The 24,106-nt window shown below is 53.7% G+C and carries 18 protein-coding genes and 1 pseudogene; 2 read left to right on the forward strand and 17 right to left on the reverse strand.

Going from position 1 to position 24,106, the window contains the following annotated elements:
* Window positions 1–48 precede the first annotated feature (48 nt).
* Window positions 49–288 (reverse strand): hypothetical protein, encoded by a 240-nt coding sequence (locus PLF13_03780; GenBank protein HOP06392.1) that lies wholly within the window; start codon window positions 286–288, stop codon window positions 49–51.
* A 167-nt stretch (window positions 289–455) separates the two neighbouring features.
* Window positions 456–1,463, reverse strand: coding sequence for a hypothetical protein (locus PLF13_03785; protein HOP06393.1), 1,008 nt, complete (start codon window positions 1,461–1,463; stop codon window positions 456–458).
* Between the two features lie 178 nt (window positions 1,464–1,641).
* Here PLF13_03785 and PLF13_03790 point away from each other — a divergent pair, with 178 nt between their 5' ends.
* Window positions 1,642–2,127 (forward strand): ferritin family protein, encoded by a 486-nt coding sequence (locus PLF13_03790; protein ID HOP06394.1) that lies wholly within the window; start codon window positions 1,642–1,644, stop codon window positions 2,125–2,127.
* Between the two features lie 5 nt (window positions 2,128–2,132).
* On the opposite strand, the gene PLF13_03795 is transcribed toward PLF13_03790, so the two are convergent.
* Window positions 2,133–2,579, reverse strand: a complete 447-nt coding sequence (locus tag PLF13_03795) for a globin (GenBank protein HOP06395.1) — start codon at window positions 2,577–2,579, stop codon at window positions 2,133–2,135.
* Between the two features lie 141 nt (window positions 2,580–2,720).
* Here PLF13_03795 and alr point away from each other — a divergent pair, with 141 nt between their 5' ends.
* Entirely contained in the window at window positions 2,721–3,872 is a 1,152-nt protein-coding gene (gene alr, locus PLF13_03800; protein HOP06396.1) for an alanine racemase, read from the forward strand.
* 207 nt (window positions 3,873–4,079) lie between these two features.
* Here alr and PLF13_03805 read toward each other — a convergent pair whose 3' ends face one another.
* The 14 genes and pseudogenes from PLF13_03805 to PLF13_03870 all read right to left on the reverse strand — a co-directional run bounded on the left by PLF13_03805 (window position 4,080) and on the right by PLF13_03870 (window position 23,515).
* A complete protein-coding gene (locus tag PLF13_03805) occupies window positions 4,080–5,108 on the reverse strand; it encodes an HmuY family protein (protein ID HOP06397.1) in 1,029 nt (342 codons plus the stop codon).
* 28 nt (window positions 5,109–5,136) lie between these two features.
* A complete protein-coding gene (locus PLF13_03810) occupies window positions 5,137–7,347 on the reverse strand; it encodes a TonB-dependent receptor (protein ID HOP06398.1) in 2,211 nt (736 codons plus the stop codon).
* 260 nt (window positions 7,348–7,607) lie between these two features.
* On the reverse strand, window positions 7,608–8,939 hold the full coding sequence (locus PLF13_03815; GenBank protein HOP06399.1) for an APC family permease: 1,332 nt from the start codon (window positions 8,937–8,939) through the stop codon (window positions 7,608–7,610).
* A 109-nt stretch (window positions 8,940–9,048) separates the two neighbouring features.
* Window positions 9,049–10,179, reverse strand: a complete 1,131-nt coding sequence (locus tag PLF13_03820) for a M55 family metallopeptidase (protein ID HOP06400.1) — start codon at window positions 10,177–10,179, stop codon at window positions 9,049–9,051.
* Window positions 10,180–10,275: 96 nt separating this feature from the next.
* Window positions 10,276–11,412, reverse strand: coding sequence for a GNAT family N-acetyltransferase/peptidase C39 family protein (locus tag PLF13_03825; protein ID HOP06401.1), 1,137 nt, complete (start codon window positions 11,410–11,412; stop codon window positions 10,276–10,278).
* Window positions 11,396–12,298, reverse strand: a complete 903-nt coding sequence (locus tag PLF13_03830) for a RimK family alpha-L-glutamate ligase (protein ID HOP06402.1) — start codon at window positions 12,296–12,298, stop codon at window positions 11,396–11,398. Before PLF13_03830 ends, PLF13_03825 begins: the two co-directional genes overlap by 17 nt.
* Window positions 12,286–12,936, reverse strand: coding sequence for a RimK-like ATPgrasp N-terminal domain-containing protein (locus PLF13_03835; protein ID HOP06403.1), 651 nt, complete (start codon window positions 12,934–12,936; stop codon window positions 12,286–12,288). Before PLF13_03835 ends, PLF13_03830 begins: the two co-directional genes overlap by 13 nt.
* A gap of 49 nt (window positions 12,937–12,985) precedes the next feature.
* Window positions 12,986–13,213: a hypothetical protein gene (locus tag PLF13_03840; protein HOP06404.1), complete on the reverse strand. Its 228-nt coding sequence runs from the start codon at window positions 13,211–13,213 to the stop codon at window positions 12,986–12,988.
* Window positions 13,214–13,429: 216 nt separating this feature from the next.
* Window positions 13,430–14,749, reverse strand: coding sequence for an alanine racemase (locus PLF13_03845; GenBank protein ID HOP06405.1), 1,320 nt, complete (start codon window positions 14,747–14,749; stop codon window positions 13,430–13,432).
* Window positions 14,709–16,034, reverse strand: coding sequence for an ATP-grasp domain-containing protein (locus PLF13_03850; protein ID HOP06406.1), 1,326 nt, complete (start codon window positions 16,032–16,034; stop codon window positions 14,709–14,711). The genes PLF13_03845 and PLF13_03850 overlap by 41 nt, the downstream gene beginning before the upstream one ends.
* Window positions 16,027–17,025 carry a GNAT family N-acetyltransferase gene (locus PLF13_03855; protein ID HOP06407.1) on the reverse strand — a complete coding sequence of 333 codons (999 nt, stop codon included), beginning with the start codon at window positions 17,023–17,025 and terminating at the stop codon, window positions 16,027–16,029. Before PLF13_03855 ends, PLF13_03850 begins: the two co-directional genes overlap by 8 nt.
* Before the next feature lie 2 nt (window positions 17,026–17,027).
* Window positions 17,028–17,384 (reverse strand): annotated as a pseudogene (locus PLF13_03860) (S-adenosylmethionine decarboxylase).
* 319 nt (window positions 17,385–17,703) lie between these two features.
* Window positions 17,704–18,363, reverse strand: a complete 660-nt coding sequence (locus PLF13_03865) for a TetR/AcrR family transcriptional regulator (protein ID HOP06408.1) — start codon at window positions 18,361–18,363, stop codon at window positions 17,704–17,706.
* 253 nt (window positions 18,364–18,616) lie between these two features.
* Window positions 18,617–23,515: a PKD domain-containing protein gene (locus tag PLF13_03870; protein ID HOP06409.1), complete on the reverse strand. Its 4,899-nt coding sequence runs from the start codon at window positions 23,513–23,515 to the stop codon at window positions 18,617–18,619.
* Window positions 23,516–24,106 lie beyond the last annotated feature (591 nt).

Consider the following 24,106-nt stretch of genomic DNA (forward strand, 5'->3'; position numbering starts at 1 on the left):
ATAAAAAAGGACAGGCCTGGCCTGTCCTTTTTTTTCGTTCGGTAAACCTCATGCATCTCGAACGAGTATTTCTTTCCGACGCGGATCGAAGCCGGATTGCTCGTGCTTGCTGTATTTGAATATCGACAGTCGATGCGCGAAACCGGCATCGGCCACGGACGCTTTCTTAACACGCACATCATTAACCAGACCAAGCAGATCAGCCAGCAGTTGTGCCGCTTCGCTTTCGGTCAGGTAAACTTCGACTTCCTTCATAGTCTGGTCATTATCCGGATCGTATATGCGCATGGTTTGTCTTTCTTTAGGGCACATTAAAGACATGTCATTCGCGGCGGAGGCAAGCCCCGCCGCTACGCGTCGAAGCTCGCTGACCTCGCGAAGTGGCGGCCTTGTGTCACTCGCAAAACAGTCGTGTCTGAATGAATGTCAGGGTGTCCAATTCCTTAAAATGTTCCTCAGGCATAGGTTAGATACGAACTACCGGGCGATTGACCTGCTCCGGCAAAGCGGTCGGCCAGCAATCCCGACGAATCGCTCCGGGAGGAGTAGAAATTTTCTATTTGGTCAATAGCCGTATCGACACGGTCGAAGAATCCGGTCACGGAATCTACTAATTGCTCACGAGCCATATCGACCAGTTCTCCATCGAAACCAAGTTCCTCAACTGCCATATCGAAATACTCGGTCGCCTGAGTTGTGAGACTCTGTTCAGCGGCATCGAGATATTCCTCGGTTGCCTCGAAAAATCCGCTCAGGATATCAATCGGTGCACTCTCAGCAACCGACGCGGTGGTATTGAAATAGTCGGAAAGGCTTTCCGGAGCTGATTCCGCCAGGCGTGTGGTTTGTTTGTTGAAAGCGTTCATGTATTTGAGACTCATGCTCGTATCGAGACGATAGCGCGCCGCAAGATTGTTCGTGGCGGAGCGATGGCCGTTTTGTACCTGAAGCGACAATCCCCGCCGGACCTCGCTTGCTTCGGACAGGAAATTCCGGACCTGATATTGTCGGTTTTGCCAGTCGGATCGTGATGAAAAATTCGATGTTACTGATTGCGACGACCGCCTCAACGAACTGCTTTGATCCGAAACGTCGCTATACTCCCGTATTTGCTGATATCCTTCAAAACTCATATCGGCCGTAAGACCGAACGATGCTGCAGCGTATTCTTCCAGCGCCTGCATATCTCCGTTGGCAATCCGTGCCACGGTTCGGGAAAAGCTGCTGAGGTTGAACTGAAGCGTCATGGAATAATCGAGGCGTGCTTCACGCTCGAAACGATAGGTGCTGTCCGAATCGGAGGCAGAGCTCGGAACATAGCTGTCGGTTGTTTCGGGTGTGGAGGTGGTTTCATCGGTCTGCTCAGTCTGACGGCTCAGGCCGGATTCGGCCAGGCGGTTCAGATCCGGCAATGGATAGCTGCTGTTGGTCTGACTTTGGGCCAGCAAGTTCAGGAGATCCATTTCTTGTCCTGTTTAAGGTCAACCGGTATGTTTTCTTTATCGGACGGAAACCGGAGAGTTATAAGTCTGTTTTAGATTTATGCGGCTGCGAGGTAAACTTGACAAACCGACCGGAGAATGTTATTTGCATTAAATTCAAAAGGTTTGCCAACAAACATTACTGATAGAGGATTAGATCATGTCTGCTGTTCATCATGACACTCTTATGGCTCTGACTGCCGGTATCCAATCCGAGGTCGCCAGTTATGTATTCTATCGAGAGGCTGCCCTGAAAGACATCGACAATGAGGTTAAGGACATTCTCACCATGCTCGCTCTCGAAGAAAAAGACCATTACATGATTCTCGAACGGCAATACGACGCGTTGGTCCGTAGTGAAAAATGGAACACCACCACCGATGCTCTGCGTAAGGAAGGCCTCCCTGAGGTTGATGAGGAGATGCAGGAGAAACACCGCGAATTGATCGATGAAGTAACCGCGACAGGTAACGATATCCATAAAATACTGTTGATCGCTTTGCGCCTCGAAGAAGAAGCTTGCGATCTTTTCGATGATGCTGTTCAGAAGGTCGATTCTGCGGAAGGCAAAGAGATGTTTCGTCGTCTTGCCAAATTCGAAGAAGGCCACGCTCGTAAAATTAACGAGTTGATAAAGAAGTATTGAAGATCCTAAAGACGGCGGTCCGTTATCGGTAACAAGTAACGGACCGTGTTTTCATCGGTGCTGGTGATGATTGCGTAAAGCATGCCAATCGTTTCATCCCAGGCTGCTTCGTGATCGCGTGTCCAATCCTTACCGAAAAACTGCTCCAGTGTCTGTAGCAGGGTTTCTTTGAGGTATAGTTGTACCTCGGGGAGCATCCCCACATTCCCATATTTATTGTTAATCGTGAACAGCTCTTCTTCGAGCATTTCCGGTTTATCGTATAACATTAAAAAAGCCTCAATACAGACGTAGAACATGGTCGATATCATCAACCGATCGTTGTCATCGAGCCGGTCGTGAGTTTCGGGGCTGACTTCTTTAAGAAGGCTATAGTACAACTCACGAAATCTTGGTTGATCGGCCATGATTTGAGGCAAAGTTTCGGCGATGATATCAGCGTTTACTGGCAATTAATACTCCGGACACAGATATTTTACACTAACTGATTGTATCGGATTACCTTCCGGAAAGCTGAAGTTACCCGATCGGGATTTATCGATGGATTCATCTTTTTTATTGTGAGGCAAACAGCCGAACGTTCATCTTAGAGTATGATGAAACAAAGACATCTTAGCTGGATTGAACTGTCGCGCGACGCCCTGAACAGCAATATCGCCGCACTGGAACGTCTTGCGCGGGGACGAACACTGGCCGTGGCAGTTAAAGCCAATGCCTATGGTCACGGTCTGGCTGAAATCGCTTCATTGTTGCAGGAAAACCCGGCAGTGGGAGCGCTTTCGGTCCATTCTGTCGATGAGGCAATCGGTGTCCGTGCTGCCGGTTGGGACCGCACGGTGATGGTGCTCGGTCCGACCGATATTAGTCAAATAGAGGCGGTTTTCGAGCATGACCTCCAACCAACGGTTTTTGAAAAGACCTTCTTAAGCACTCTTGGCAAAGCGGCCGATAAACGCCGCCAGTCGGCTTTTACTCATCTCAAACTCGAGACCGGCACCAACCGTCAAGGTATAACCGCCGCTGAAATGCCGGATTTTGCCAGGATATACCACGAGCATAAATACCTGGAGCGGCCTTACGGCGCCGGGATGCATTTCGCCAATATCGAGGACACCACTAATCACGAATATGCTCGATACCAGTTGAAGCAATTTCAGGCGTTGCTCAAGGAAATGGCTCGGCTGGGAATCAAACCGAAGATCTGTCATACGGCGTCTTCGGCGGCAATGATTCTATTCGAAAAAACGCTGTTCGACCTGGTCCGACCCGGTATTGCCGTTTACGGTCATTGGCCCTCAAAAGAAACCTACCTGTCGTATCGCCTCGAAGGCAACGACAATGACCTGTTCCATCCGGTGCTGACCTGGAAGACGCGTATCACTCAGTTGAAAAAGGTGCCGCCGGATTCGTTCGTCGGTTATGGCTGTACTTATCGCACCACCTCGACTACCCGTTTGGCGATTCTCCCGGTCGGTTATTACGACGGTTATGCCCGCTCACTTTCCAACACCGCTTATGTGTTAATCCGCGGTCGTCGCGCCCCGGTGCGCGGGAGAGTTTGTATGAATTTGATGATGGTCGACGTGACTGACATCAAGGGTGTGAAGGTGGGGGATGAGGTAACCCTGATCGGTCGTGACGGCTCCGAAGTCCTGACAGCCGAACAACTCGGCGCCTGGGCCGACAGCATCAACTATGAGATTCTTGCTCGGTTATCCCCGCTGATTCCGCGCATTATCAGGTAAGTTCAACGACTCCGTGAACAATTTATCGGGCACGCCTGGTTTCTTTCCCAAGTGAATTTCTTTATCGGCGAAGTGCTGGAATCTCCGTGTCGTATTGATCGCGCAAGGGCGGGAACTCTATGATATTTTGATAAAAAGAAGAGGCCGCCTGTGCGTTTCTTCAGGCGGCCTCAGGGGGAGGTATGAGGTATTATGAATCAAGGATCTTTAGAGCTGCTCCCATTGGAAGGTATAATGCCCCGAGACCGGCGTACCGGAAACGTTGGTGTAGTAGCTCAAGATCTCAATCTTGTAAACTGCGCCGGCGGTTTTAACCAGGTATACATGTCCCTTTGAGGTAAGGCGATGAGTGTTGCCGTCGTAGTTGTACCAGTCGGTCAGCGCCGAACTCGGAATATCGGGAAACATCGGAGCCGAAGACGGCTGCGACATGAAACCTTCAATGTCGGTAGGATCGTCCAACTCACCCCAGGCCAGGAAAGCTGCGCAATCGCCGGGGCCGTTCGGGCCGCTGTTCTGCATCAGGTCGTAGCTGTGGAAGGCGATATCCCAGTCGGTCGAAGTGGAGGGATCAGCCGGGGTTACGACTCCGCCGCTGGAGAAATCGAAATAGCCGGTGCCGGAACCGATCGGGATCGAAGCCGTCTGGATAGGGCCGTCCAGGTTAGTGCTGAGAGCGACGGATTGATAGAAATAACTTATCCAGACTGTGCCCATATCGGGCGGCATGCCGGGATCGACAATTGAATCAACCCGGAACTTCAAATAATTGTCCTCTTCGGCGTCGATCATGGAATAGACGTATTTGTTGGCCGCCAGAGAATGAGTGATCGGATTATAGGTGTACCATTCGTCGATGAAATAGTCGATAGCATCCTCGACCCATTCGGCACCGGCGGTATCGGCAATAGTCACATCATCGTAGGTTACTTCGCCGAGATCGACTCCGAGGGCGTCGCCGCCGTTGGTGGTGGAACTGCCGCCGTTCAGCTTGATTACCTCGCGGCGAAAGGCAATATCCCAGCCTGTCGCTGCCGGTTTGGCGAGCGCGACGGTATCGCCCGAAGTGAACGAGAAATAGGCGAAATTACTGTAGGATGAGGCATCGACCGTAAACGACTCGGTTTGTTGTGAACTGTTATCCGGGCTGACCGGATTGTCGTCGTCGTCATCGGAGCAACCCACCCACAAGAGAAGGGTGAACATCAACAGAAAGGTCGTCAGTACGCGTGTCATTTAAATATCTCCTTAACTATTCTTATTCTCAATTATTGCCGAAGTCGTATTTGAAGCCGACAAACAGCTCCCGTCCCGGCCAATAGCCGTATTCGTATTCAGTTTCATCGAGGATATTTTCAACGCGGGCGAACAGCTCGAGGCCCTCGCCGAACCGTCGATAAACGTTTGCGTTCAGGCGGGTTCGCGCCGGAGCGTATTCGTCCGGATCGCCTTCGTTGCCGCCCGTATTGGAGCGGGCGTTCCAGAGCTTGGAAGAATGATGGTCGCCCCAGAACGAGGCCCCGATCCCGGTTCGTTTGTTGAAGCCGGAAACGTTGAACTTGAACGTGTGCGCCGGACGGTTGATCAACTCGCGATGGTTCACCATATCCCGCGTATGCAGGTAATCGTACGAGAATGAAAATTCGAGTCCGTCGGTCAGGCGAATGCGTGATTCCCATTCGATCCCCTGGGTGACGGCCGCTTCGACGTTTTGGTAGATGTATACCCCTCGGTCATACTCCGGCGTAAAGCCGATCAGTTGGAACTCGATCAGGTCTTTCAGATCGTTATAGAAATAGGTAATGCGGTGAAGACCGATCGTGCCGTAGGAAAACTCGGCCGAAATCGAGGAGTTGATCGAAGTTTCCTGGCGCAACGGCTGGTAATTGCCGCCGCCGAAATCCAGTTCTTCGGGCAACGGTACCAGTCCGCCGTAAACCACGTAACCGGCAGCGAGATGATCGAACACGTAATACTGCTGTTTGATCGAGGGAGCCCGGAAACCGCGCCCCACGAAACCGCGCAGCTTGAATTGATCCGAGGCTTGATACATGATGTTGATCGATGGATTGACATGGCCGCCGTATGAGCTGTGATGTTCGTAGCGAATGCCGGGAAGGACCGTCAGACGGCGGAACGGCGTGTGTTCGTATTGTATATAAGCGGCCCAAGTCTGATCGGCTTTGGTGTCGTCTACCAGCGACGGCGACCGTAAATCCTGGTAGTTGTAGTTGATACCGTAGGTGGCGACATGTCCCTGACCGAGAGTATAATTTGAGGTGTAAGAAGCCTCCCAGAAGAGATCCTCGGTGTGCGAGGTATCTACCCAGTATTGCTCGTAATACTTATCGAAATCGTGATCGTAATAAGTGCCGAAGAGGCGCATGTTCATCGAATAATTATCTCCCGAGAGATAATTGAAGGCAACCGATCCCTCGTAACGCTTGTTGATCTCGACATCGTCGTAGCTGTATTTGTTTAACTCGTCGATCTCTTCGTATTCGATCCAGTCCTTGCGCTCGCGCATGAAACGAGCAGCGGCGGTCATACTCCATTTGGGTGAGAATACTTTACGGGCCTGACTGTTCAGATTGAACCGCGTGGTCTTTTCGACGCCGTTGGTGTGCGGCGTGCTCGGTTCGAGATCGAAACCGTCGGTATGGTAGAGCTTGGCATCGACCGATAAACCGAAATCATCGCTACCGTGTTCGAAAGCGATTGACGGATTATAACCCTTGTGGGTTCCGAAATCACCGTACAGGTTGAGATTCGTGCGTGCCAGTTGTGGCTTGCGAGTGATAATGTTGACTACTCCCCCCATGGCGTCGGAGCCGTAGAGAGTTGAGCCGGTTCCTTTGACAACCTCGATCTTCTCGACGTTGGTCAACGAGTACTGACCGAGATCGAGCGAGCCGTTGACCCGCCCCACCACGCGTTCACCGTCGATCAGCACCAGCACCCGTTCCCCCTCGATGCCGCGAATGGTGGCGCCCTGCCCCGAGAGATCCTCGTTGATCTGGATTCCTATCGCCGAGGTTAACGCCTCGTCGATCGACCTGGCCCCGGATCGCTCGAAATCATGACGGCCGATAACTTCCGTTTGTACCGGCACTTCCTTTAACAGGTGCGGCGAGCGGGTGCCGGTCACCACGACATCGTTGATGACCCAGGGGGCCGGAGTAAGTTCGACGTCGAGTGTGACGAGGGCAGCCACCGTTACGCTGAGCGTGTCGGAGTGATCGTAATTGATATGCGAAACCACCACATGGTAGTCGCCGGGATCGAGTTTGTCGATGATATAGACGCCGCGATGATCGGTCGGAACAGTGCGACTGGTTTCGATAACGGTCACGTTGGCGTCCTCGATCGGGGTGCCGGTGCGTTCGTTCAGGACGCGCCCGGTAAGTTCGGCCGAACTTACCCGCGTGGACAGGATCAAAATAAATGATAATATGTAGAAGGCTATAATTCTCATGTTCGTTTCCCAGCCTCAGTTAGCGGCCCTAAAGTAGCCTTCTTATGTCTTCAATTGTCACTTGAATGTCATTTGTTGTAAAAAAAGCAGGTTTTCGAAAGCCCGGGGGAGGTTAAGGCTGTCTGCAGCAATGAGTCAGGGGAGACGGGCGCATTTCATACCGGTCTCCCCTCAGTCACAAGAACTATAAAGATCTGATAATCAGAAATTGTAAGCGAAACCCATTATCATGCGTGGACCGAAATCCCGGGCGGGAGTTTTCAACTCTGAGCTTCCGGTTCCGGTGGTTTGCGCGCCGGTTTGTGAACGAATCGGAGGGCGCCGCGTTTGAAGCGACGATAAAGCCATTCAACCAGCCAGGATAGTCCAAGCATGATCGCCAGGGTAAACAGCTCCGCCGGTTTGGTTCGATAAGTCTGCCAGAGCAGTACGAGTAAAGCTCCCAGGCAGGAGACCACACCTGATATCGGAACCAAAAGGTTGCTGCCGGTGTCCTTGCGGAGTTTCAGATTGGCAGCGTTGACCGCGGCGAAGATCAACAGGAATCCGGCGCTGCCCATGGTTGAAATGCTGGAGACATCGAACAAGTTGGCTACCAGAAGAGTTGCCGCCGCCGTGATCAAGAGTCCTTCGGCCGGTCGATTCCATACTTTCTTTTCGAGCACTTCCGGCAGTTCACCTTCTTTGGCGATGATGTAGCTCAATCGCGCCGCTCCGTAGAAAGTGGCGTTCATGGCCGAGCTGGTCGAAAGCAATGCGGCGCAGGCGATCAGGATAAAGCCGGCTTTGCCCAGAGTCGGTTCGGCGGCCACGGCCAAAGCATAGTCCTGGGCTGCGACGATTTTGTCCACCGAAAGAGTCCCGGTGGCAACTGCCGCTATGAGAATGTAAAGAAAAATGACGAACAGCACCGAGAACATGAACGCTCGCGGTAAAAGACGATGTGGATTTTTCACATCGTCGGCGGTGTTGGCAATCAGTTCGAAGCCTTCATAAGCTAAAAAGATAATCATGCCGCCGGCGATAATTTGTACCGGCGGCGCCCAGGCCGATGGGCTTATCTGCGCCACTTGTACCTGTGAGATACCGACCGCGATGAAAAACAGCAGGATGGTGATCTTAATGCCGACGATCCAGGTCTCGGCTTTTCCGATCACTTCCGCGCTCATCAGATTCAGACCGCTGATCAGCACCACGCCTGCCACGATCAGGATATGTTTTACCAATACGTGCGAGGACTGCGAGGCAAACGCCGCTCCGTAGCTGCCGAAAGCCGAAGCGTAGAGCGAGAGCATGACAATGTAGGAGAGCCAGAGAAGGATATTCATGGCGCCGACGGGGATAGTCGGACCGAACGCTCGATCCAGAAACGTTACCGTCCCGCCCTGACTGGGGAAAGTGACCGACAGACGACTGTAAGAATAAGCTGTCAGGAGAGCCACGATGCCGCCGAGGGCAAACGCGATCGGTGCGCCGCCGTGAGCAAGTTGTACGGACAGTCCGAGAACGGCGAAAATACCACCGCCGACCATTCCGCCGATACCGATAGCTGCTGCGCCCCAGAAACCTATCTGTTTCTTATCCTTGTTCATGTACCTCCAATGGTCCGGTTTGCTTTATGCAGCATAAGTCCGGTAAGGCAGGCACACAAGTATGAAGCGTGTGTTTGTTGAGCGACGCTCCAGGAAAAAACGGTTTTCTCTATCGTGATCCGAAATAGAGTTGTTCACCGGAGTCGGTTTCCGTCTCGGGGTCTGTCCCGGATTGGTCCGGCGGTTCCTGAACTCCTTTGCGCCAGGCCTCGAAGACGCCGTCTTTGAAGGCCGTGAACGATTCCTGTCCCTGAGCAAACAGGATTCCGGCGGCGATATCGTACAGCCCGTATTGGGCGACGGTCATCAGACCGCGCATACCGTCGTAGGCGGCTTGGAAATCCTCGGCAACGAACGTCACCGACTGATCCCGATAGTCGACTCCCGGCACATTGGCCAACAGCGATAGATCGGCCGGGGGTTTTACCTGCAGGGTGGCCGTGATCGGTTCGGTCAGACGGACAGCCTTAGCCTTTTGCCGGTTACGTACGGCACGCTCCGCGGCTTCTTTCATCCGTGCGTGAACCTCTTCGACCGGGTAGAGCAGAGCATCGTCGATACCGTGAGCTTCCTTGACCGTTACGTATTCAAGCCAGTCCATCCAGTTTAGTTGTTCGGCGAGTTTGTCATCGCCGGAGACGAAAATCAGCGGGATACCTTTGCGTCCCCATGAATAAGCTACGATCTCCGATTCGTTCACCGGCATGCCGTTGAGAATCCAATTGGTCCCGAGATTAACGGTGTGTTCGGCGAAACCGCCGCCGCCGGTGCGGGAGTGCATCGCTACCGCGACCACGGCGTCATAGCTGTTTTCATCCAGCAAATCGACGTAAGGGTGAAACTTCTCCTTCTTGAAGAGCATCTGTGCCCGCGAATCCATCTTGTCGAGCAGGATATCCGGTTCCGGATTGAAGCTGCCGTGTCCGTCGACAACGAAAATCGAGTCTGCTCCACCGGTGACGAGACCGTCGATAACCGCGTTGACGTCGGTGGTCAGCAACTCGCGCGCGTCAAAATACTCCGGGCGCGGGAAGTCGATCGAGGTCAGGATATTCTGACCGGCAACACCTTCCATATCATAAATCAGTAGAATCTTGACGAGATTGTCGGTGTCGGCCGAAACCGTGCAGGTTTGTTTCAGCGGCTGCCCGGACTGATTGTCGGCGCCGGAGCAACCAACGACAAGAATCAGGCCAAGACCGATTACCAGCAATCGCAGGAGCTGTTTGTATTCTCTCAAAATAAACCTCGCAATCAACAATACGAAGAATCGCTTCTGATTGATTTACGAGGCCGTGAGAGGATAGTTGCTCAAGTTGTCCCTGATCGGACTTGATTAGCGGGGGGTCGGTTTGGCCTGCGGTCGCGATGATTGAGCCAGGGTCAGCAAACAGCGATATACCTCTTTGCCGTACCGACTCATCTTCAGGAATTCATCCTTGTCGATTTTGATATTTCGAGCCCGAGCCCGGTTCTTGCGATAGGACGCGATATCCGGATCATGGATATAGATATTCCGTTCGTCATGGCCGGTAACGATTACCCAATGCGGCACGCGGTCGCCGGTGAGACGATAGGTGCTGATCATAACGATCGGCAGGTAGCCTCGATGCAGGGCGGAAATGATCTCTTCGATCCCGTACTGATAAACCGATATCGCCAGTCCCGCGTTGCGTGCGCGCCGTTTCATGTCGCGATGCACGATCCGCATGACCTCACGTTTTTGCTGGGTACGAACGGATTTGAGCATAGGCGTCGTGTCCATCGACATAACGATACGACCTCTCAGGCCGCGATTGAATGCCGCCAGCGATAGACCGTACCCGTCCGTTCCTCCGAATCCCGAAGCCATGAATATCAAAGTCGCTTCTTTCCAGAGCTGCATCTCCAGCGCTCGCGTCAGTTCCAGCCTGGGATTGAAATACTTGAGAGTCATCATCAGGCAAGCCGGACCGCAGGTGAAATCCAGCGTTTGGGCATAATAGGGTACATCGAGACGCAGGCTGAGCGGTTTGCCGGGAGCGAGGGATCGAGCCATTTTGAGACCGGTCATGCCGTCCGAATAGTAATCGGGCATGGCTCGTTCAATCGTGTAGCCGTGTTTCTCGTAAAAGCGAATTCCGGTCGTATTGTCCTCGCGGACTTCGAGGGAGATGCGGTCGCACCCGCGTAAAACCGCCTCACGTTCGCATGCTTTCAGCAGTTTCGATCCCAATCCGCGACTTTGTATGGTCGGATCGATGGCGATGTTGTACAATCGCGCCAGGCGAAGGTTGTTGCGCCAGAGCATGATTGCGGCGCCGGCCGGTTGTCCCGAAAGTTCCAGGAGGAAAGTTGTCGCCCGCGATCGGGTCAGCAAGTACTCCATCTGATCGTGTGTAAAGCGATCTTTACTGAAAGCGGCTTCCTCGAGCCGGAGCAGAAACGGCAGGTCGTGTTCGGAAGCCTGGCGAATTTTAATGTGTGGACTCATGGTGTCCTCGCTCGTCGAGGAGGAAATGAATCAGGTGCTCGTACAGGTCGCCGTTCATCACATCCTCATCACCGGCGTTGATGGTAGGATTGTCGTTCACCTCGATTACAACGAAACGATCATCGAATTGCTTCAAGTCAACGCCGTAGAGACCGTCGCCTACAGCTCGAGCCGCTTCCCTGGCGGTTCGGATTAGCTCATTCGGTGCGGCGTTGATCGGAACAGCCTTAACCGGGCCGTATACCGTGCGGCCCTCGGCCGTATAGCTGAGAATCTTCCAGCGTTTTTTCGGGATCGTGTATTGACAGATATAAAGCGGTTCTCCTCCGAGAAGACCCACCCTCCAGTCGAACGATGAAGGCATATACTCCTGCGCTACGATGCGATGAGCGCGGCGGGCGAAACGTTTCGCGACCGCAACCAGTTCGGCGGGTGTGGCTGCTTTCTCCACGTACATCGAGAAGCTGCTGTTGGGTGCCTTGAGTACCACGGGAACACCCAGTTCCTCGAGCACTTTTTTCGCGGTTTCCGTGTCGATATCTTCGCGCTCGATAAAACGAGTGGCCGGGATCGGCACTTTGCGCGCCAGCAGGTGCTGGTACATGTTGACTTTATCGCAGCAGATCCGGATCGATTCGGGATCGTCGATTACCCGAATACCGTGCATCTCCGCCAGACGCGCTGCGACATAAGCGGAGTTGAGCGGATCGGTCAGCGCCCGGATGTAGATCGCATCGTACAATGGTATTTTATACATGTCGGGACGAAAAAGAAAATCGGCCCGGTGCCCGAGCTTGCGCGCTATCTGACTCAGACGCATCAGAGAATTCATCTCATCGGAGCTGGAGATAGTATAGCGTTCAACGTAAATTCCTAGTTGACCCATTTTACCCGCTCCTTAAGATGGTGCATCTCGCGTGGTTTAAGATCTTCCAGATACAGCGGTGCAATGTCGCTGAGGAGAACCGATCCATCCTCGAGTTTCAGGGCTCTTACGGTCGCCAGCGGGATGGAAAATACGTTCCAGACCATCGCTGCCGCCTCTCGCAATGAAGGCGACACGGTCCAGCCGAGAATGGCTCGAAAGCGAATCACCCGAGCCTGTGGAGGAATTTCCTGACAACAGACGGCGTAAGTGTGATTGCGAGTCAACGAGCGTGAGATAGTCTTCACCCGTCCGGGCTTCATGACGACCCGGCCGCGCAGGGTGAAAGGATTGATCGGATCAACAATCGCCGGTGGCTCAAAAAAACCGTTGCTGATATAAAATTCCGGGATAGGCACGTTTGCCAGACGTGCTTTTTCCAGGAAGAGAGGGGGAACATAGGCATCGAGCATCTGACGGCAGTTGGGACGAATCGGTTTGCCGGCGTGTTCGAGATCTCGCGAGACATAATATGCTCGGCTAAGATAGTCATAGTTTCCGCCGAGGTTGATCAACTCTTCACGTTCGTCAACCCGTGCGATGTGATTGGCGCGATCCGCCTCGGCGAGAAACTCAACCGAAGATTCTGTTGGTTTCATGGTGATATTTCCGGGTGACGGCTGTTACGCCGCCGGCCCCTAAGATGGTTTATCTCCCTGAATGCGGATCGATATCTCGTTGGCGACGTGCCGTGTCTTTGATCTTATCGCGCTCGGTGCGTCGATCGTTTTTACGATCGAAGCGACCGCCGATCTCGAACACGTGATCACAGTCCATGCACAGATATACCTGCGTCTGATCTTCCAGCGTATCCTGTAAGAGGACATCCTTGCTGCCGCATTTCGGGCAGGTGCGACCTTTCTTTGAGCGACCCATGACAAATTACCCGTTTAAGATGCTATCATTAAGGTTGAATGTTACTATCGTTGCGCCCGACAATCCGAGCCTTTCAGTCATCGATTGCACTATTTTTCATAATTGCCGGGGAAGCAAGCTCTCCGGTTACGCCTTCAGGTATCCGGTTCCCGCGTAACGGGCAGCCTTGCGTCGCCCACCTTGCCGCCGATTTCAACGAGTGCGGGCTTTTCATCACTACTCCTCGATTCGTGCCAGTTCGACCGAGGTCGGCAGTGGTTTGATAAATTCCTGGCGCAAACTGTAAGTGTAAGCGCCCTGATTCGGCATAAGCAACACATCGCCCGTGCGAATGTCCGCTCCGAAATACCCGTAACCCCACAGATCATGCGGTGTACAGAGCGACCCGGCCACGAGACATTCGTGTTCTTCGAGACTCGGTCGGGAAAGATTTATCACCGGGAAGTAGTCGTTCTCGAAACGTTCCCAGCCGACCGCGTTGGTGCCGCCGTCGGTAATAACCACGCGTGAAGATTTTCGGTCTACGACCGTCAGCAGGATATGCATGCCGCTGTGGCATATCCAACGTCCGGGTTCGAAACAGATGGTACAGTCGATATCTGCCGGGATTTGTTTTTTCAAAGCCTGACCGATATGATCGGCAAAACTCTCCAGGGTGCTGGCGGGATTGGAATAATGCTCATCATAAACGATCGGCGCCGATCCCGCAGCAGCCGTCAACTGTCCGTGAGGAGTAGCTGCTGTTTGAAGCCATTCTCCTTCTTCGGGCCAATACCCGCCGCCGATGTCAATGAATTTGATACGTTTACGCAAGGCGGGGGAGAGACGTCGCAGTTCAGCGCCGAGCCGAGCGATAAATAGCACGTGCGGTCCAGAGTCCATATTCCAACTCAGATGAAACTGAATTCCCTGCAGATCGACATGAGTCTGTTCGGCAGCCTTATCAAAAAACTCTCCCAGACGTTCCAGGGGAATCCCGAACTTGCGCCAGATTCCGTTGTCGTCGGTAGTAAGTCTCACCCCGGCGCGGATATCAACCCCGGCTTCTTCCGCCAGGTTGCCAAGTTTCTCGAGTTCCGAGAAACTGTCGATCAGAACGGTAACGCGTTCGCGATGACTCAAAGCCAGGCGTAACTCATCAGTCCTTTTACCGGGGCCGGAGAAAACAATTCGTTCCGCACCAAGTTCCAAGGCGGTTCTCAACTCGAGACCGGATGATACATCCAGGCCGCAACCGGCTGCGATCAGATGACTCAAAACAGCCGGGTGGCTGTTGCTTTTTAATGCATAATACAGTTCAGTGCGAGGCCAGATATGGGCGAATACCTGTGAAAACCGAGTCGCTCGCTCATGCAGAGCTTCGCCGTCGATCACGTAGAGAGGAGAGCCGTGTTCAGCCGCTGTCGAAAGGAATTGAAGTCGGCGATCCAGAAACGACTGCACCGTCCGACGCAAATCCACCGGATTAAGGCGAGGAGTCCGGCCGCGAAGTTGATCAACGGCCTGCTGGATGCACAGAGACACGTTTTTGGTCATCTTCCGTTTCCATTTCCACCTTGACGAGTGAAGCCAATTGGTCGGCCTGAATAATGATATTCGGGCGCGTAGCCGGGGCGAAGAGGATATGTCCCAATAACCATGAATCGTAATCTTTTGGAGGCAACACCACGCGATGCCCGGGAGCACGTTTGAGGTAAATATCTTTTACCCGGGGGTCCGCTGCGGCGCGTGATATATCGATATGTCGAATATGTCCCGCATGTGCCGCGAACAGACGACGGCCGATCATGTGTCGCCATCGGTCGGCGGGAGGCAGGGTGATGGTTTTCCCTTCGGCAAAGTCCAACGCCAGGGCAATCGTATCCAGGCCGCAACTCATTTCGATCAGGGGCGGCAGGCAATCGCCGCCGATGCGGGGAGTCAATTCAATGAGAGTCGGACCCTCGGACCCAATGATAAAATCCACCATGCAGAGCGATCGTTGCAGTCCCAGCGATTCGGCCGCACGGCGCAGGATGTCCGCCAGTTGAGGGTAATCGTGCAGTTCATGGTCCGATGCAGGTAGTTCGTATGACAGGGTCGTGCCGAACGGATAGTCGTCACCGCGATATTTACGGGCAATGCGGATGATTTCGAAGTGGGCGCCGTCGAGAAGGATATCGGCGCTGTATTCATTACCGGCGATGAATGCCTCAGCCACCACGGCGCTGCGGGGATCGATATACGCGGTGCTTTCATTGTCCGGTTGATACATCGGCAATGAACCGCGCTGAGTCAGGCCCTTGGCGATGATGCGCATGGCTTGAAGAATGCGTGCCTGGTCTTCACAATGGAAAGTCAGTTCACTGCCGCTGCCGGTGAGTGGTTTCAAAACGATTTCACCACCCACTTTTCGGGCAAACGCCAGGGCATCATCGGTCGCGGCCACGAGCTTGACTGCCGGGCAGGGAATACCGTGTTCAATCCAGCGCTGCTTGGTAAGGTATTTCGAACGACTCAGCCGCACTGCCGGGAGAGCCGGGTACGGCAGCCTGAGCCTGGCAGCCAGTTGAGCGGCTAGCGTGAGCCATTCACAGTCGTAACAGACGATTCCGCTCAGTTCCAGTCCGTAATGCGATAGATGCTCCGTCAACAACGACATCACGCGGTCGGACTGCATCAGATCAACTAGTAACTCCGACATTTCATCCGGAGCCGGCTCACGACTGGCACGACGCAGGACCGGATCGGTCAGAAACAAAGCCCGACCGGGGTAACGCGTGTCGATGTGGGCTATGTAATCGGGGGTAGTACCGACTACAAGAACCCGCTGACTAGCCATGGCTGACTCCGTCCAGAGAGAACTCCGTTACGGAGGCCATCGCTGCGAGCGGATGCGGGACAGTTTTCTCGATTCCGGTCGAAACTATGCTCTGAAGTACGTAAAGGGGAACCGGTGTCAGGTGGAAGAGCGTTTTCCAGTTGAAGTCGCCGCAAAGGAAATCGACACTGTCCAGGCGATTCTCGCAGGCATAGGCGATATGATGCATGTTGATCAACTTGGCAATACCGGGGAATGCCTCGGAGGTACCCCCCGCCAGCATGGTCAGCATATCGCGATAGAGACTGCCCATGTCGATGGCCGCCGGCTCGCCGTCAACGATCACCGCGACTATGCGCAGCCAGCCGCGTTCCTGAAGGAGATTCTCCATGGCTCGAAAACTGCCCAGGAAGCGTTCGTCGTCGAAATATGACAGCCGTCCGAAGCGGCTGCGGTTCATCTGTATGAGCAGTTCGAAATCGTCGGGATCGTTGATGCGCCAGTGCACATCATGTTCGTCCCAATGAGCCAGCTCCTTGCGGAGTTTCTTGGCGGTTTTATGTGAAAATGCCTCAAGGTACTTGTCTACACTGAATTCGTGCTCCGAGGGTAGGAACAAATAACCGATTTCATCGACGTTTTCCAGTCGTCCGACAAATTGTCCCTCGGTACGGAGATAACGAAGCTGATAAGGACGCCTCAGGACGGCCAACATCGCTTCGAGCATCTCCGGGCTTTCAGCGATGATTCGATTCTGTTCCAGCCAGGTTTTGCCTTCCCAGGTTTCACCGGGAAAGTAAGTATACTGACCGGTCTCGCGGTTCCAGGACATCGGTAAAAGACCGCACAGACGGCCGTTTTCATGGGCAACCACGAAATGAGCCGGATGCTGGTAATACCGGTTAAAGCAATCGCGGACTTCCCACAGATCCGAAACCAACTCCTGAGGCATAAGCTGCCGCCAGACGTCGCGGCATTCATCGAGATTACGAATAGTCTCGATCCGTATCATCGTTAGCGCCTCAGACTGATATGGGTGATACAGTTAGTCCCGCCGAAGAATTGCAGGGCGAATTGCTCAACCACGGCCGGGTCGTACGGTTTGCAACTGAACACATCGAGATAAGTTGTGTTGGCGGCGTTGGCGAAATGGGCTGAAATAAGAGAGGTCTCTATCAATTGCGTCATCGAAAAACCGGCAACCCGTTCATCCTCACCGAAGTTTACCACAACACACTCACCGAAACGTTTCATGTCGATCAAATCACACAACTCGGCCACGAACCGTTTGATCGCCTCGGCATCGCGAATAGTACCGGGATTGCAGTTGTAGATGTCGAAACTACAAGCCAACCCCCAGGCCTTTTCGATATCCTCGGAGTGGTACTGTTTGAGTTCAGAACAAGCCGATAATTTTCTCGTTACATCCTTTACGGCCTGACCCGACTCAAACGACTTCTTGACGACAGTTGCTTCCATTTTTTGAACCCTTTCATCTAATTATTCCAGGGCAGTCTGCACCTTGGAACTGATGATAAAAAAACTGTTTTGGGTGGTTAAGCTGTTATCCGCATCGATCTTAAAAGATCGCGGGACACGTGATTCAGGTTCGTCGCCTGAAGTCGCCTTCCCTGACGCCCGGCTGATTCTGTTATCTCAGGTCGAACGTTGCTCGTCTACCTTTGCGCAGTCAGTTAATATCCTTCGGATCCGGCAGCGCTTCACGAATGAAACGCGCCAGAGCCACCACAAAAGCATCTCTGAGCGACATGAACGACCGATCGACGTCATCATCCACCGAGCTGACGGAAGCAATCGAATAATAGCCGGAGATGAACCCCGCAACGGCGCAGGCCAGACGGCGCAGACGCGGCTTTGATATCGGAGGCGAAATGACCTCGTCAACCAGTTGTTCGATACAACTAATATATTTCAGGAAGGGCGTTTCCAGCCCTCCGTAACTTTCGTTCAAGGTCAAATCGGCGCGGCCCTGGTAGTACAGGACAAAATCCTCCCACCGCCGACTGAAAAACTCGATATGCGCCGTGATGATCGCCTCGAGCATCGAGTAAAGTTCTTCTTTTCCCGAACACTGCCGCTTCATCTGATTACTCAGGTCGGTCAGTAAGGCAGTCATCAACTCGCTGATCAAGTCATCCTTGTTCTCGAAATGATAGTACACACTACCCCGACCGACATCGGCCCGATCCGCAATCTCTTCAACCGTCGCCGCAGCGAGACCCCGCTCCGCGAACACCGCGCGCGCCGCCTCAAGAATCTGTCTCCGAGTGCGACCGTAACGCCGCTTCTGCCGGGAGGGATTCTTGCCGGAATCTGTAGAAGCTGTCATATGCATCTCATTTCGTTCCACTCTGACGGTAGCGTCAACTTCGACGCTCTTGTCATTTTTGACACTATCGTCAGTTTTGACGGAAATGTCAACATAATATTGAGTTTTTTTGTTCCGTTTTTTGGGGTGTTTTTTCAAGCAGGATCAGGTGGAAACCTTGATTTATCTTATTGTAATGCAATATGATAGTATTTTTGTGTAACAAAAAAAGGCAGGCCCTGGGGCCTGCCTTTTTTACAGAAAGGAGGATAGACTATTTCAGCAGAATCATCTTCTTCGTATCGGTGAAGTCAGTTGTCACCAGTTTGTAGAAGTAAACGCCGCTGCCGTAGTCGGAAGCATTCCATGAGATCTCATGCGAACCGGCGGACATAACTTCATCTGCCAGGACGGCAATCGCTCGGCCGTTGACGTTATAAACAATCAACTGTACCGGGCCGGCCTCACGCAGACTGAAAGCAATAGTCGTGACCGGGTTAAACGGGTTAGGGAAGTTCTGTCCGAGTGAATACTCGTTTGGAACCAGTTCCACAGCGCCCGCATCGTAAACGTAACCGCTCTGGCAGGCTTCGGTGACTTCGTTGGCTGTCGGATCATAGGTCCAGTCGGTCAACTGGATATCAGAGACCTCGAAGCACCATTCAACACGCGGGCGGTACACATTGGCAGAGGTCAATGTCGCCTGGCCGCTGCTGTTGGTCACAGCGCTGGAGCTGCCGGAATTCGGACCGCTGTAGTTGGCATAAACCGTTGCGCCCTCGACCGGGTTGTTGTTCTGGTCGTAAACCGTTACAACTGCTTGACCGTAATAATACCACCAGTAACGGACACGGGTCACGGTGATGTTGTACACGTGCATCAAGTTTTCACCGACTTCATTGACCGTGATGTAGTTCGTCGCGGTGTAGGTGTCACTGCCGCAGGAGTTGGTTGCCGTCAGAGTGACCGTGTAAGTGCCTGCCGCAGTGTAGGTGTACGACGGGTTGGTGGCCGTAGAAGTGCCGCCGTCGCCGAAGTCCCAACTGTACGACGTCGCATCACTGGAGCCGTTGGTAAAGGCGACTGTCAATGGGGCTGTACCTGAGGTCGGCGTTCCGGTGAAGGAAGCTGTCGGCTCGGTGCAGACGACGGTGATGTAGTTGGTTTTGGTCTCGGTGTCGCTACCGCAGGAGTTGGTTGCCGTCAAGGTTACCGTGTAGGTACCAATAGCGGTGTAGGTATGCGATGGGTTGGTGGCGGTGGAAGTGTTACCGTCGCCGAAGTCCCAACTGTACGACGTCGCATCACTGGAGCCGTTGGTAAACGTAACCGTCAACGGGACTTCACCCGAGGTCGGTGTACCGGTAAAGGAGGCTGTCGGCTCGGTGCAGACGACGGTGATGTAGTTCGTCGCGGTGTAGGTGTCGCTGCCGCAGGAGTTGGTCGCCGTCAAGGTTACCGTGTAGGTACCAATAGCGGTATAGGTATGCGACGGGCTGGTGGCCGTGGAAGTGTTACCGTCACCGAAGTTCCAACTGTACGATGTCGCACCGCTCGAACTGTTGGTAAAGGCAACCGTCAACGGGACTTCACCCGAGGTCGGTGTACCGGTGAAGGAGGCCGTCGGCTCGGTGCAGGCGACAGTGATGTAGTTCGTCTTGGTCTCAGTGTCGGAGCCATAAGCGTTAGTGGCGGTCAGAGAGACGGTGTAAGTACCGACGGCGGTATATGAGTGCGACGGGTTGGTGGCCGTGGAAGTGCCGCCGTCGCCGAAGTCCCAACTGTATGACGTCGCACCGCTAGAGCTGTTGGTAAAGGTAACCGCCAGAGGCGCTTCGCCGGAGGTGGGAGTCGCCGAGAATCCGGCTGTCGGCGGGTCCCCGGCTACCGGTTCGTAATCAACGCAGAAATTGTCGAACTGCGACTGTGACCGGTTGACCTCAAGGCCTACCTGACCAGTCTGCACATCGCTGAAGTTATAGGAGACTTTTGTCGCGCCATCGGCAGCAACCGTAACCAGCCCGCTGGCATCAATTGTTATCGTCATAGCATATTGCTGGTTAGTATTGATGGTCCCGGAGGCGGAAGCGCGGTTATACTGCGTACCGTTGATGAATTCACGGATATACCACGCGTTGGCGCCATCGCGGAAATCGGCCACGCGATAGTTGTTGGCATCTTCATAGCCGAATACCACCATACCGTTGGTCAAACTTCCCCCGCTCAACGAGGTCCAGTCCACTGTGATCGTCGCATCGGACACATCCCCGAACGGCGACATGATATAGCCGTTGCCGCTGGAAACGTAGCCTACAAGCTGACCACTGGAGACAGTCCAGTCGCCGGAAATAACCGTCCAATCGGATACGTCACCATCGTTGAAGTCGTCACAATAGCTGCCGGTGGACTCATTCACCGTGATATAATCCGTCTCCGTATAGGTATCGCTGCCACAGGAGTTAGTCACTGTCAGAGACACGGTATAGGTGCCGACAGTTGTGTAGGTGTGGGACGGATTCTGGTCGGCCGAGGTTCCGCCGTCGCCGAAGTCCCAACTCCAGGCAGTAGCGTTGGTTGATCCATCGTAGAAATCAACCGTCAGCGGGGTGTCGCCAAAGGTGGGCGAAGCATAGAACGAGGCGGTTGGGGCGGTGCAGGTGACGGTAATGTAATCGGTCGCAGTGTAGCTGTCGCTGCCGCAGGAGTTGGTCACCGTCAGGGATACGGTGTAGGTACCGGCGTCGGTATAAATGTGCGACGGATTCTCAGCCGTCGAAGTGTTACCGTCACCGAAATTCCAGCTCCAGGAGGTGGCGCCGGTGGAAGCATCGGTGAAAGCAACGGTCAACGGAGTCTCACCCGAAGTTGGTGTGCCGGTGAACGAAGCGGTCGGAGCGGTGCAGGTGACGGTAATGTAATTCGTACGCGTGTAGGTATCGCTGCCGCAGGAATTAGTTGCCGTCAGAACAACCGTATAGGTGCCGGCCGCAGTGTAAGTATGCGACGGACTAGTCGCCGTGGAAGTTCCGCCATCGCCGAAATCCCAACTGTACGAGGTCGCTCCGCTGGAGCCGTTGGTGAAGGCAACCACGAGCGGTACTTCACCCGAAGTCGGTGTACCCGTGAAGGACGCGGTTGGTTCCGTGCAAGTGACGGTGATGTAATCCGTGCGCGTGTAGGTATCGCTGCCGCAGGAATTGGTCGCCGTCAGAACGACCGTATAAGTACCAGCCGCAGTGTAAGTATGCGACGGACTAGTCGCTGTGGAAGTTCCGCCATCGCCGAAATCCCAACTGTACGAAGTTGCTCCGCTGGAGCCGTTGGTGAAGGCAACCACGAGCGGTACTTCACCCGAAGTCGGTGTACCCGTGAAGGACGCGGTTGGTTCCGTGCAAGTGACGGTGATGTAATCCGTGCGCGTGTAGGTATCGCTGCCGCAGGAATTGGTCGCCGTCAGAACGACCGTATAAGTACCAGCCGCAGTGTAAGTATGCGACGGACTAGTCGCCGTGGAAGTTCCGCCGTCACCGAAGTTCCAGCTATATGAAGTTGCTCCGCTGGAGCTGTTGGTGAAACTGACCGCCAAAGGAACTTCGCCGGAGGTGGGTGTGCCGGTGAAGCCCGCAGTCGGAGTCGTCGTAACCGTGATATAGTTGGTCTTGGTTTCGGTATCGCTGCCGTAATCGTTGGTCGCGGTCATGGTCACGGTATAAGTGCCGGCCGCGCTGTAGGTATGCGACGGATTCTCAGCTGTCGAAGTGCCGCCGTCACCGAAATTCCAATACCATGAAGTCGGATCGTTGGTCGACGCATCGGTGAACGTCACTGCAAGCGAGGCGCAACCGGAAGTGGTCGAGGCTGAGAAATCAGCCACTGGCGGATTACCGCCGCCGCCGACCGCACTGACCGCCGCGTTGGCGTCTACCAGGCCGTAGCCGAAATAATTATCCCGGCCCGACGAACCGAGATCGACTGCCGTGCTGGTGAGATAATCCTTGACCTGATCCGGAGTCAGCGAACCGCCGCCGCCGGCTTTGGCCAGAATCAGAGCCGCCACACCCGCCACGTGCGGTGAGGCCATTGAAGTACCCTGATAGAAATAATAACCGAAACTGCCGTAGTTGGAGCCATCGTGCGTCTGCTGCAGGACGCCGTCGTAATAGCCGTCACCGTTTTCATCGGCAGTGAGGTCTCCACCGGGGGCGCAGATATCGACGTATGAGCCGTAGCTCGAATAATAAGCCAGACTGCTGTCAAAGCCTACCGCCGAAACGGAGATGCAGGACGAATAAGAAGCCGGGTATTGTGGCGTGCTGTTGGCTGCATTGCCGGCTGCACAGACGATCGTTACGCCCTGATTGTAGGCGTAGTTACAGGCATTTTGAAGAGTCGTGGTGGTAGAAGTCGCCCCGAGACTCATATTAATGACATCGGCGCCGTTGTCGGCGGCCCAGATGATACCATCGGCCACATCGGTCAAGCTGCCGTTGCCCGAAGCATCCAGGACCTTGACCGGCATGATGCTGCAGTTGAAAGCAACACCGGCTACACCGAGGTTGTTGTTGGTCGTCTGAGCGATGGTGCCGGTTACGTGTGTGCCGTGCCCCTCATCATCGTTCGGATGGCTGTCGTTGTTTACGAAATCATACCCGGAAACGAAATTGGTTCCGGCCAGATCCGGAGCCTGAGAGAACGAACCATAATCTTCATAAGCCACACCGCAATCGATCACCGCTACCGTCACACCCGAACCGGTGCTTAGATCCCATGCGCTTTCCATGTTGATCATCGGCATATGCCACTGGTACGAGTAATAAGTGTCGTTGGGAGTCATCAATGCGTGGAAATAATAGTTCGGTTCGGCGTATTCAACCGTCGGATCGGCCTCGTAAGCCGCTACCATTTCTTCAACGGTCTTGCCTTCCGGAACGGCAATGCGACTTATGCCGGTGTACTGGCTGGTCGACAATACCGCCGTGCCGAGAGCCATGTTCAGTCCGGATCTCTGGCCGTCGTTTATCCCGTCCTTATATTTAACGACTATTTCACCGGGAACATACTCCGGACTCTGAGAATAATCGCGAGCTTGCTTTATCTGGAAATCCTCGGCGAAGGCGCTGAGACAGACGAAGCTAAGGATCAACAACACAGTTAGAGTTACTCTAGTCTTCATTAATGAAAACCTCCTGACGAAGTGAAGTAGTTACTCGAAAAACCGCGGAAAACAGCATCATTAACTCAATTCACGGGCTTCCCTCCTTACTGGTTACAGCATCGCTCTTGAAGCCAACCATAGTACTGCTTTCGAGACAGAGCCGGATATACTCCAAACCCATCTCCGGACGCATTAATGCTTATGCGCCTTGAGCGTTACCTATTGAATCGTATTCGTTGCTTATATTAGGTTGTTCCATCCTGCAGTAGATAGTATACGAAGCGAACCGGTTCTATACAAACCTAAATTAACGGTGAATTTGTATCAATACCGGTTACACCCGGCTCCAGGGGGATTGTTGACAAACCTCAATCGCGGCGGAGACAAGCCCCGCCGCTACGCGTTAAAGAGCCCTAATCTCGCGTAGCGGGCGGCCTTGTGTCGCCTGCATTACGAGTATCCGGGCGTATGTCTTTTTCAACACTCCCCTGATCTGCAGCTATCGATTTCGATAATGAACAATTTCGGGGAACATTAGAAACCGGGCGGTGTTAGTATTCAATAAATGAATGTAGACAACGCCGGTCGATATACTCTATGTGACCGGTG

The sequence above is a fragment of the Candidatus Zixiibacteriota bacterium genome (assembly GCA_035380245.1).
Classification (GTDB): domain Bacteria; phylum Zixibacteria; class MSB-5A5; order GN15; family FEB-12; genus DAOSXA01.